Annotated in this window: 10 protein-coding genes and 1 pseudogene; 3 read left to right on the top strand and 8 right to left on the bottom strand. The window is 63.2% G+C overall.

What is annotated here, in order from left to right:
- Window positions 1-628 precede the first annotated feature (628 nt).
- From AB4Z32_RS27100 to AB4Z32_RS27090, 3 genes are read left to right on the top strand one after another with little or no spacing between them, the layout of a single operon-like run.
- Window positions 629-2,623, top strand: a complete 1,995-nt coding sequence (locus AB4Z32_RS27100) for a sigma-54-dependent Fis family transcriptional regulator (RefSeq protein WP_442124925.1) — start codon at window positions 629-631, stop codon at window positions 2,621-2,623.
- 9 nt (window positions 2,624-2,632) lie between these two features.
- Window positions 2,633-3,226, top strand: a complete 594-nt coding sequence (locus tag AB4Z32_RS27095; protein ID WP_442124924.1) for a cytochrome b — start codon at window positions 2,633-2,635, stop codon at window positions 3,224-3,226.
- Window positions 3,223-4,179 (top strand): beta-propeller fold lactonase family protein, encoded by a 957-nt coding sequence (locus AB4Z32_RS27090; RefSeq protein WP_442124923.1) that lies wholly within the window; start codon window positions 3,223-3,225, stop codon window positions 4,177-4,179. The genes AB4Z32_RS27095 and AB4Z32_RS27090 overlap by 4 nt, the downstream gene beginning before the upstream one ends.
- A gap of 3 nt (window positions 4,180-4,182) precedes the next feature.
- Here the strand turns inward: AB4Z32_RS27090 and AB4Z32_RS27085 are convergent, their stop codons facing one another.
- From AB4Z32_RS27085 to AB4Z32_RS27050, 8 genes and pseudogenes are all read right to left on the bottom strand, one after another.
- Entirely contained in the window at window positions 4,183-5,160 is a 978-nt protein-coding gene (locus AB4Z32_RS27085) for an ATP-grasp domain-containing protein (RefSeq protein WP_442124922.1), read from the bottom strand.
- Window positions 5,161-5,190: 30 nt separating this feature from the next.
- Window positions 5,191-5,889 carry a hypothetical protein gene (locus AB4Z32_RS27080; protein WP_442124921.1) on the bottom strand — a complete coding sequence of 233 codons (699 nt, stop codon included), beginning with the start codon at window positions 5,887-5,889 and terminating at the stop codon, window positions 5,191-5,193.
- Window positions 5,886-6,788 (bottom strand): quinoprotein dehydrogenase-associated putative ABC transporter substrate-binding protein, encoded by a 903-nt coding sequence (locus AB4Z32_RS27075; RefSeq protein ID WP_442124920.1) that lies wholly within the window; start codon window positions 6,786-6,788, stop codon window positions 5,886-5,888. Before AB4Z32_RS27075 ends, AB4Z32_RS27080 begins: the two co-directional genes overlap by 4 nt.
- On the bottom strand, window positions 6,785-7,198 hold the full coding sequence (locus tag AB4Z32_RS27070) for a c-type cytochrome (protein WP_442124919.1): 414 nt from the start codon (window positions 7,196-7,198) through the stop codon (window positions 6,785-6,787). The genes AB4Z32_RS27075 and AB4Z32_RS27070 overlap by 4 nt, the downstream gene beginning before the upstream one ends.
- A gap of 76 nt (window positions 7,199-7,274) precedes the next feature.
- Window positions 7,275-9,080: a methanol/ethanol family PQQ-dependent dehydrogenase gene (locus AB4Z32_RS27065; protein ID WP_442124918.1), complete on the bottom strand. Its 1,806-nt coding sequence runs from the start codon at window positions 9,078-9,080 to the stop codon at window positions 7,275-7,277.
- Window positions 9,081-9,107: 27 nt separating this feature from the next.
- Window positions 9,108-9,452 (bottom strand): hypothetical protein, encoded by a 345-nt coding sequence (locus AB4Z32_RS27060; protein ID WP_442124917.1) that lies wholly within the window; start codon window positions 9,450-9,452, stop codon window positions 9,108-9,110.
- On the bottom strand, window positions 9,449-10,021 hold the full coding sequence (gene gfa, locus AB4Z32_RS27055; RefSeq protein ID WP_442124916.1) for an S-(hydroxymethyl)glutathione synthase: 573 nt from the start codon (window positions 10,019-10,021) through the stop codon (window positions 9,449-9,451). The genes AB4Z32_RS27060 and gfa overlap by 4 nt, the downstream gene beginning before the upstream one ends.
- Before the next feature lie 26 nt (window positions 10,022-10,047).
- Window positions 10,048-10,294: pseudogene (locus AB4Z32_RS27050) on the bottom strand (S-(hydroxymethyl)glutathione dehydrogenase); the annotation flags it as partial.

Here is a 10,294-nt window from a genome sequence, read left to right as displayed (position 1 = left end):
CTCAAAATACTGACCGTYACTCATTGCTGAGCAACGTTATACTTTTTGTGAACATTTGATAATTTAAGCATTCAGCATCCCGAAGGATGCTGGCACTTCATCAAACGCCCACACTTATCGACTGTTGATTGTTAAAGATCGTATTCGGYACTGCCTTGCTGCATCCGGCGAATCGTTTTGTTCGTCAGCAGCAGAGGAATGAGATTATGCAGTGTTTCGCTTAACTCGTCAACTCCATCTTTTTCTTCATTGCACTCGGCATGGCCGTTTATACAAGTTTAATCCGTTGATTCTATTAAACTTTTCGTGCGCTGCAGAAGCAGGACGCGAACTATAGCAAAACAAGGCGGCACCACACAAGCCCTGTTGCGCCGACAACGCATCTGAACACCAGACCTCGTTACGAGCGAACAGTTCACACTGATTCAATTAGCCCTGATACCCGTCTGGACTCCAAGAAATCGGGCTCTTCCGACAACGCTATTGGTTAAAAATATTGTGAACACTTGAACTATTTGCTGCCAAGAGTAGTATCTGATGCTGTGGTTGCAACTCAATAACAGTCCATACGATAACAAGCCATGGCCGGCGCCTTGCCCGGCACATGAGTGAGGACGCAGGAGACAGCATGCCAAACTTTGCCGTGGAACACGTCAACCGTGTCCGCTCGGTCGTTCAAAGCCGAAACGGACCTGGACGTCCTGGAAGCGCAAACCGCATCACCCAGTCCTGGATACGGTGCCTCGACGAATACCGGCTCGACCCCGGCACCTGCGCCGAACCCGAAGTCGTCCCAGTCGCCGAATTACAGGAACGCCAGGAACGCCTGGCCGATGTCCAGGCGGTCGCCAAGGTCGAGATGGCCAACCTGTACCAGCAACTGGCGGGATCCGGTTACGCAATCATGCTGACCGACCGCGAGGGAGTGCTGCTCAATTATTTTGGCGACCCCGCTTTCACGCATGCGGCATCGAAGACCGGCCTGATGCCGGGCGCGGTATGGAGCGAACGTGCGCAGGGAACCAACGGCATGGGCACCTGCCTGTTCGAACGGCGCCCCGTGACCGTGCACCAGGACGAACACTACCTGTCCAGGAATACCGGCCTCTCCTGCGCTGCGGCGCCGATCTTCGATCACGAAGGCGAACTGGTCGGTGTGCTCGACGCCTCCGGCGAGTCGCGCCTGGCCCAGCAACACACACTCGCGCTGGTCAGCATGTCGGTACAGATGATCGAAAACCGGGTGTTCCTGCACCAGTTCCGCCATGATTTCATCCTGCGTTTTCATAACCGTCCGGAATTCGTCGGCACCTTGAGCGAAGGTGCGATCGCCTTGAGTGTCACCGGCAAGGTGTTGGCCGCGACGCGCTGTGCCCTGTTCCAGCTCGGATTCAACGACCGCACCGAGATCGTCGGCCGCGACATCACCGAGCTGTTCAACATTACCTTTTCCGGCCTGATCGACAGCACGGTCAGGAAAGCCTTTCACCCGGTACCGATCTTTGAAATCCGCAACGGCGCCCGTTTTTTCGGCGTGATGTACCAGCCTCTGTCGACCTCCGGTCCGCGCCATGCGTCAGCGATCGGACTCCTGCCCGGGATCGGCGCCAAGGAAGAATTCTCCATCCAGCCCGACAGCCCGCTCGACAAATTGCAGTTCGGCGATCCCGTCATGGCTGCCAATGTCGAGAAAGCCAAACGCGTTCTCGAGCGCAACGTCGCGATCATGCTGCTGGGCGAGACCGGTACAGGCAAGGAGATGTTCGCGCGTGCCATCCACGCGTCCGGCAGCCGGGCCAGCTGGCCTTTTATAGCGATCAATTGCGCATCGATACCGGAATCGCTGATCGAAAGCGAACTGTTCGGCTATCGCTCCGGCGCCTTTACAGGCGCCAGCAAGGAGGGGCAGCGCGGCAAGCTCCTGCAGGCCAATTCGGGCACGCTCTTCCTCGATGAGATAGGCGACATGCCGGTCGCCCTGCAGGCCCGGCTGTTGCGGGTACTCGAGGAACGCGAGGTGGTCCCGCTCGGGAGCGAGACCCCGGTCAAGCTCGACATCCGCCTCATCAGCGCCACCCATTGCGACCTGCAAAAGAAGATCGAACTCGGCGCCTTCCGCGAAGACTTGTATTACCGCTTGCAAGGCGTGACGCTCACTCTGCCGCCATTGCGCGAGCGCGTCGACCGCGCAGCCTTGATCCGGCACCTGGCGACGGAGGAAAGCGACGAGGGCAGCCCGGTCGAACTCGATACTCGCCTCTTGTCCTTGCTCGAACAGCAGCGCTGGCCCGGCAATGTACGCCAGTTGCGTCACCTGTTGCGCAGCATGATCGCCCTGCGGGACACAGACTGCCTGACCGTGCGCGACCTGCCGCCCGAATACCGGGATAGTACTGCCGAGGCGGTGCCGTCGACCTGTGCCGGGATGGAAGCGGTGGCCATGACCGGGTCCAGCCTGAACACGCTCGAAAGCGCCGAACGGCGCGCGCTGCTGCAGGAACTCCAGCGTCACGAGTGGAACCTGAGCGGCGTTGCGCGGGAACTGGGCATCAGCCGCAATACCCTGTACCGCAAGCTACAGCGGCTCAACATCAAGCCGCCCGAGAAATCGCTGGTTCACTGAACGGAGCCCATGCACAAGCCCGAACGCGACCGCTACACAAGCACGGCCATCGTCCTGCACTGGCTGATCGCCCTGCTGCTGCTCGGCCAATTCGTGTTTGGCCTGATGCTGGACGATATTCCGCGCGGCACGCCGGAACGCGGCATGTATGTCAACCTGCACAAGAGCAGCGGCATCCTGATCGGCCTGCTGATCGTGCTGCGTCTCGCCTGGCGCCTGATGCATGCGCCACCGCCACTGCCCGACAGCATGCCGCCCTGGCAGCGGCACGTGGCCAGGCTCAGCCATGCAGTCCTGTATCTTTGCATGCTGATCCTGCCGCTATCCGGCTATCTTGCATCGAATTTCAGCAAGCATGGCATCAAGTTCTTCAACCTGGTGCGCCTGCCGCCCTGGGGCCCCGACGACAGGGCGCTGTATGTCCTCTTCAACCAGACCCACCATATCGCCGCGCTGCTGCTCGCGCTGTTCGTCGGCTTGCATGTGCTTGCGGTCGGCAAGCACATGCTGATCGATCGCGACGGCCTGTTGTGGCGCATGTGGCCACGCCGTGCCGTGCGGCGCATCCGCCGCCATGCCGGCCTTCCCTTGGAGAACCGATGATCATCAGCCCGAAGCACCTCGTTTCGACCACCCTCGCGCTGCTGACGGCGCTGCCGTCCTTCCTGCATGCCGAACCGTTCGCATACGTCCCCAACGAGGGCGCCGGCACGGTGTCCGTCATCGATACCGCCACCGACCAGGTAGTCGCCTCCCTGCCCGGCGGCAGCAAGCCGCGCGGCCTGGTTGTCGGCCTCGACAGGCACTGGCTGTACGTCAGCGACCAGCCGAACAATAGCCTGCAAGTGGTCGACGTCGCTGCCCGCAAATTGGGTGCAGCGATCGCGCTGGGCGAGTCGCCGGAAGGTGTCTCGATTTCTCCGGATGGGCGCTGGGTGGTGGCGGCGGTCGAGGGCAAGAACGATATCGCAGTGGTCGACACACGCAGCAATGCGCTGGCGTTCGCGATCAAGGTCCACGGCAAGAACCCCGAACACGCGGTGTTCAGCCCGGACGGGCACCTGCTCTTCGTCAGCGCGGAGGAAGGCGACGCCGTCGACATCATCGATTTCGACGCGCGCAAGCAGGTAGGCCAGGTCGCGGTCGGGGCGCGCCCACGCGGCATCGGTTTCCTGCCCGACAGCAGCCGCGCCTACGTGGCGACGGAAAATGCCAACGAAGTCTTCGTCATCGACACCAGGAACTTTGCCATCGTTGCCCGCATCAAGGCCGGGCTGCGTGCGAACGGCATCGCCGTCCATCCGGGCGGCAAGCAGGTCTATGTGTCGAACGGCGGCGATGGCAGCGTGTCGGTCATCGATACCGACAGCAACCAGGTCGTGGCGACGATTCCGGTAGGTCAGCGCCCATGGAACATGGCGCTGACACCGGACGGCAAGAAGCTCTACGTGGCGAACGGCCGTTCGAACAGCGTGTCGGTGATCGACACCGCCAGCCGGACCAAGCTGCGCGACATCCCGGTCGGCAAACTCCCCTGGGGCGTCGCGATCAGGTAGTCCTCAATCCGCTCCGTTGCCAAGATCCACGCTGACGGCACGGCGGGCCTGCAAGGGACCGGGCATGGCCGCCGGCCCCTTCAACAGCTCGATGACCATGCCTGCCGGGTTATGCCCGATCGCGACGTGCAGGCCGACATAGGCGGCGGTAAGCCGCGGATTCACATCCAGCACCACAGGGCCATCGCTCGTGAGGGCGAAGTCGACGCCGACATACCCCCACAGGCTGGGAATTGCCGCCGCCACTTTCTGGGCCAGGCGACCGAGAGCGCCATCGCGATCTTCCAGCCCGCCGACGGTGCTGCCAAGGAAGTGAAAGCGGTTGTTGCGCATGGCCACCCGCTCCAGGTTGCAGCTCAGCACCCGTGCCACGCCATCGCAGCACAGCAGGGACAGGCTGCCCAGTTTGCCGGCAATGAAGGGCTGCAGCACATAGCCCTCCGCCGCCGCGACACGGATCCATGCCAGCGCCGCCGCACGATCGCTGAACAGGCGGATGTTGAAGCAGCCGGCGCCGCCGTCGGGCTTGACCACCCAGGCGCCCCGCTCGTCGGGCAAAACGGCGTGCGGACTGTAGGTTGCGGCAACCGGAACGCCGCCGTCTGCCAGCGCGCGCGCCACTTTGAGCTTGCTGCTTGCCACCTGCACGGCGCCGGGTGCACTACCCAGCAGGATCCGGTTGGCGCCCAGGATCTCGCGCGACAAGCGTTCCAGCAAGCCTTCCGATTCGATCGCCAGGGGCCATACCGCATCGGCCGCTTCCATGCCAGCCTGGAAGCGCTCGCTGAAAGCCGGCCGGGCCCCGGATGCGTCCTGCACAGGCGCTATCGTCGTCAACTCGATGCCGGGCACGGCGCGCAGGTCAGCCTGCAAGGCCTGCAGCAGCATGTCGCTCTGGCGGCGGAGCGACTGCGGCAGTCGCCGCGGCAGCGGCCCGCCGGCGGTCGCGTAATCGAATGCGAATACTTTCAACGGCGCCATCGCGTGTCTCCTGCTGACGTCCCATGCGACTCAGGGCTGCTTGGGCGTGACGCTGATCAGGGTCAGGGTTTCATCGATCATGGGCACAGGCGCCGGCACGCCCGGCATGCTGGCGGCGGTCCGTACCGGCTCGGGCTTGCCGACCGAAGTACGCAACTGATACAGGCCTCCAGGCACCTGTTCGCTCAGGACGAAGGTGTACATCTTGTGCACGTATTTCTCGAAGCGTGCATGCATGGGGTCGTTCAGGTAAGGCTGGATGCGAACCACCTGCGCATCGAGGGTCCGGCCCTGGTAGACGATCTGCTGCCGGCCCACCTGGGCGCTTTCCGCCAGCGCCATCCGGATCCGCTTGCGGAAATAACTGGTCGAGCCGCCGGTCAGCCGCTTCATCTCGGCGATGTCGTGCTCGAGGAAGCCGAGCAGGACCGGGTTGCCATGGGCTTCCTCGAGCGCCGGAATGTCCTGCCTGTGCTCGCCCGACAGGAAATGCAGGGTCGCACTCAGCTTGCCCTTGACCTCGGCAAGGTCGAGCCGCACTTCGTCGCTGAAGCCGGGCTCGACGTTGCTGTCCTTGCGAAAGGCATAGACCAGCGTCGCCGGCGCCTTCAGGCGCGCCAGGTGGTCGGTCTCGAACAACAGGGTTTCGGCGGACGAGATCTGCTGGGCGGCCGCCGGCCCCACGGCAAGCGCGGCCAGCATCGCGAACACTGCGAGCCGGCACATCATGGTTTCCCCGGGCGTTGAGAAGCGAGCACCCGGCCCTGCTGGTCGAGCTGCGGTACGCCGTACTCGTCGAGGATGGCGGCGATCTTGCCGCGGTTGGCATCGATCAACTGGTCGATGCGCTGCCTGAATTCCTTGTCGCCATGACGCACCGCCATCGCGATCTCGAAATCGAGCTTCATGCCCGGGCGCGACGCAAGCGGCACGGCCACGATCGGCGCCGCGTGCGTATTGCGTGCGAAGTAGCCGGCGATCGGTCCCCAGACGAAGGCCACGTCGATCTTGCCGCTGGCGAGGTCGCGCTCGATGATCTGGCCCGGGTACTGCTCAGCGTCGCCGGTCTGGTTCTGGTACCAGTCGACCTGCTCCATGAGCCTGTTCTGCATCAGCCAGTCGGTGACGGGCGAGGACGTGAAGGCGCCGAAGCGCAGCTTGCCGCGCTGCTCAGGCTTCAAGGCCGCCAGATCGTCCAGGCCGCGCACACCGTCCAGCCCCCTGCCCTTCACGTACACCAGTGCATAGCTCGAGTGGTAGTAAGGGCGGGTGGTGGCCGCCATGTCGAACCCGGCCGGCACGCCGGTCACCAGGTCGCACTTGAAACGGTCAGAATTCTCCAGCTTGGCGCGCAGGGTATTGCGGATGAAGCCGATACGCTGCGGGAACCATGTGTGTTCCAGCTTCCATCCCAGCTCCTGGGCGAACAGGGCCGCGATCCTGTTCTCGAAACCGGCCTGATCGCGGTTCGAGAACGGCAGGTTGTTCGGATCCTGGCAAACACGCAATACCTTGTCCTGGCCCGGACCTGCGTTATTCATGGCCTGTTGGGCGGCGATCGGTCCGGCCAGGCAGAGCAGCGCCAACGCTGCCCCCGCCAGCCTGCCCAGGCTGCCGGGCCACCTCATTTGCCGATCTCCTGCAGGCGGCCCGGCTGGATCGCGCCATCCGAGCGTCCTTTCAGATAGGAATACAGGTTGTCGATGTTCTCGACCACCATCTTGCTGCCGTCGAAGTTGGGCATGCCCTTGTCGATCCTGCCGTGCAGGACGGTCTGCTTGAACTGCTCTTTGGTGAGCACTTTCAGGCTGTCGATCAGCGAAGGGCCGACCATGCCTTCCTGCGCCGCGCCGTGGCAGCGCTCGCAGGCCAGTGCACGCCAGGTTTTCCAGCCGCTCAGTGTCTGGGCATCCACCTTGTTGCCGTCGGCTACCTTGTAGGGTGCGGCACCGGCGGGCGCGGCAGTCTCGTCGGCCACGGCGGGTACGGCGGCCATGCAAAAGGCCGCGCTCAACATCAGGGTTACGAATTTGTTCATGGCGATTTCCGGTAATGACAGGGTACGGCCACCGGCCTGCGACATGCCGGCGGCCGCTCGATACGGATCCTGCGGATCAGCGATCCGGCAGCGCGAACACGGTCAGCACGCCACCGAGTTCGGTATATTTGGCCAGGTCCTTGTAGCCGCCCACGGCGCCCAGTCCTTCGGTGCCCTTGGTCAGGCCGGCCGCCAGGCCGATGCCGGCCCAGCCGCCGATGCCCGACAGCACGCCGACATACTGCTTGCCCTTGTATTCCCAGGTCGTGACGTTGCCGATGATGCCGGACGGGGTCTTGAACTTCCATAGTTCCTTGCCGTTGTGGTCGACCGCCTTGATATAGCCTTCCAGGGTTCCGTAGAACACCACGTCGCCGGCGGTCGACAATGCGCCGCTCCACACCGAGAACTTCTCGGGCTTGGACCAGACGATCTTGCCGGTGCCGGCATCCCAGGCGATGAAATTACCCAGGCCGCCATGGCTGTTCGGCGCCGCATACATCGACAGGGTCGAGCCGACGTAGGGTTGACCGGCCGTATACTCGATCTGGAAGGGCTCGTAGTCCATGCACACGTGGTTGGTCGGCACATAGAACAGGCCGGTCTTGTGCGAGTAGGTGGCGGGCTGCTGGTCCTTGGTGCCGAGGGCCGAAGGACAGATGCCCTTCGAGTTGACGTCCGGACCGTTCTTGTCGGTGCTGTACTTCGCCACCACGACCGGACGTCCGCTCTTCATGTCGATGTGGCTGGCCCAGTTGACCGCCGGATCGTATTTTTCGGCGACCAGCAATTCGCCGCTCTGCCGGTCCATCGTGTAGGCAAAGCCGTTGCGGTCGAAGTGCACCAGTGCCTTGCGCGGCTGGCCCTTGACCTTCATGTCCGCCAGGATCATTTCGTTGACGCCGTCATAGTCCCACTCGTCGTGCGGCGTCATCTGGTAGACCCATTTCGCCATGCCGGTGTCGAGGTCGCGGGCAAAGATCGTCATCGACCACTTGTTGTCGCCCGGGCGCTGGCGCGGGTTCCAGGTGCTGGGGTTGCCGCTGCCGTAGTACACCAGGTTCAGTTGCGGGTCGTAGCTGTACCAGCCCCAGGTGGTGCCGCCGCCCAGCTTCCACTGGTCGCCCTGCCAGCTCTTCAGCGAAGAGTCGGGGCCGACCGGCGCCATCTTGCCGTCGGTCCAGGTCATGGTCTTGGCCGGGTCGATCAGCATGTCCTGGTCCGGCCCGGTGCTGAAGGCCTTCCACAGCAGCTTGCCGGTGTTCGGATCGTAGGCCGCGATGCGGCCGCGCACGCCGAACTCGCCGCCGCTGATGCCGGTCAGCAGCTTGTCCTTGAAGATGTGCGGTGCATTGGTGGTGGTTTCGCCGATCTTCGGATCGCCGACCTTGGTCTTCCACAGTTCGGCGCCGGTCTTGGCATCCAGCGCCACCAGCGTGGTATCGGCCTGCTGCAGGAAGATCTTGCCGTTCGAATAGGCCAGGCCGCGGTTGACCGTGTCGCAGCACATCACCGGAATCACGGTCGGATCCTGCTTCGGTTCGTACTTCCAGCGGATGCTCTGGTCTTCCAGCGAGATCGCGAACACCTTGTTCGGGAAGGGACTGTGCAGGTACAGCGTGTCGCCGATGATCAGCGGCCCGCCTTCGTGGCCGCGCAGCACGCCGGTCGAGAAGGTCCAGGCCACCTGCAGGCTCTTGGCGTTCTTGCTGTTGATCTGCTTGAGTTCGCTGTAACGCTGGTTGCTCAGGTCGCCGGCCTGCATGGTCCAGTTCTTCGGGTCCTTGCTCAGCTGTGCGAGGTCGGTGTCGGCCGCGAAGGCCGGCGAGGCGGCGAATACAAGGCAGGGCCACCAGCGGATCAGTCTTGTTTGCAATGACATGTTGGTCTCCTAATGTTTTCTTGTGGTTCAGCGCTGCTGCACATGGCAGGCCTTGTTCGCATTGGCCTGAATGGTTCTGTACTTGTCGGCCATGACCTTGACCGTAGGTGCATCACGAAACACGCCGCCGCGTTCCCCTGCCAGGGCCTGGTCGCGCAAGGCGGTCGACATCGCCACGAAGTCCTCGTAAGGCATCGCCTCGGCGATGCGGTCGATGACGCACGAGCACTTGTAGAGGAATTCGTACTTGCCGTCGTGCTTTTGCATACACTCCAGCACGTACTCCACCCGCCCACTGGTCGGGAATTCGTTGGGCTGCGCGGCGGCGGGCGCCGCCAGCGATGCCAGCAACAGCACGCGCAAGAGCTTCATAGGATGCCCTTGGCTTTGGCGACGTGGGTCGAGATGGCGTCCATCAGCGGCGGCGACAGGCAGTCGTAGGGTGGCAAGCCGATCTCGTTCAGGCGCGCACGCACGGTCCCCATGTTTTCGGGACGTGCGCCGGATTCGATGATGGACGAGACGAAGGCCGCGAAGGTGGGCGCCGCCCAGCCGCGCTGGTTCGAGCGCTCGGTGTGCACGAAGTCCAGGCCATAGAAAGGATGCGCAGTGTTTTCGATGCGCCCGAGCATGTGCACGCCGCACTCGCGGCAGGCATGCCGCACGATGGTGGCGGTGGCATCGACCGGCTGCAGCTTGTCGCCGTTGGCGACCACCTGCAGGTTCTCGCGCGGCACCACCGCAACCTGGGAGAACAGCGACCCTGCCGGCTTCCAGCATTTGGTGCAGCCGCATACGTGGTTGTGCGCCACCTGCCCCTTGATCTCGACCGTCACCGGGTCGGTGGCGCACAGGCAGGTCAGGGTCCCGCCTGCAAAGTCCGGCGCCTCCGGCGGGATGCCCTCATCGACGGCCGGGTGAATATGGACTGCACTGTTCATGATCATGTCTCCTCTTGTCGTTGGACTTAGTACAGCACTACCGAACGGATCGATTGCCCGCTCTTCATCAACTCGAATCCTTCGTTGATGCGCTCGAGGGGCAAGGTATGGGTAATCAGGTCATCGATGTTGATCTTGTTTTCCATGTACCAGTCGACGATGCGGGGCACGTCGGTGCGGCCGCGGGCGCCGCCGAAGGCCGAGCCTTTCCAGACGCGGCCGGTGACCAGCTGGAACGGACGGGTCGAAATCTCCTTGCCCGCTTCGGCCACC

The organism is Massilia sp. 2TAF26 (assembly GCF_052115005.1).
Classification (GTDB): Bacteria; Pseudomonadota; Gammaproteobacteria; order Burkholderiales; family Burkholderiaceae_D; genus Telluria.
Note: the sequence above shows the minus strand (reverse complement) of the source record. Positions and strands in the feature narration are given on the sequence as shown.

Coding starts and splice junctions, on each gene's coding strand:
- AB4Z32_RS27085 (WP_442124922.1), bottom strand. CDS start 5,160: ATGGCGCCGTTGAAAGTATTCGCATTCGATTACGCGACCGCCGGCGGG.
- AB4Z32_RS27070 (WP_442124919.1), bottom strand. CDS start 7,198: ATGAACAAATTCGTAACCCTGATGTTGAGCGCGGCCTTTTGCATGGCC.
- AB4Z32_RS27065 (WP_442124918.1), bottom strand. CDS start 9,080: ATGTCATTGCAAACAAGACTGATCCGCTGGTGGCCCTGCCTTGTATTC.
- AB4Z32_RS27080 (WP_442124921.1), bottom strand. CDS start 5,889: ATGATGTGCCGGCTCGCAGTGTTCGCGATGCTGGCCGCGCTTGCCGTG.
- AB4Z32_RS27090 (WP_442124923.1), top strand. CDS start 3,223: ATGATCATCAGCCCGAAGCACCTCGTTTCGACCACCCTCGCGCTGCTG.
- AB4Z32_RS27060 (WP_442124917.1), bottom strand. CDS start 9,452: ATGAAGCTCTTGCGCGTGCTGTTGCTGGCATCGCTGGCGGCGCCCGCC.
- gfa (WP_442124916.1), bottom strand. CDS start 10,021: ATGAACAGTGCAGTCCATATTCACCCGGCCGTCGATGAGGGCATCCCG.
- AB4Z32_RS27075 (WP_442124920.1), bottom strand. CDS start 6,788: ATGAGGTGGCCCGGCAGCCTGGGCAGGCTGGCGGGGGCAGCGTTGGCG.
- AB4Z32_RS27095 (WP_442124924.1), top strand. CDS start 2,633: ATGCACAAGCCCGAACGCGACCGCTACACAAGCACGGCCATCGTCCTG.
- AB4Z32_RS27100 (WP_442124925.1), top strand. CDS start 629: ATGCCAAACTTTGCCGTGGAACACGTCAACCGTGTCCGCTCGGTCGTT.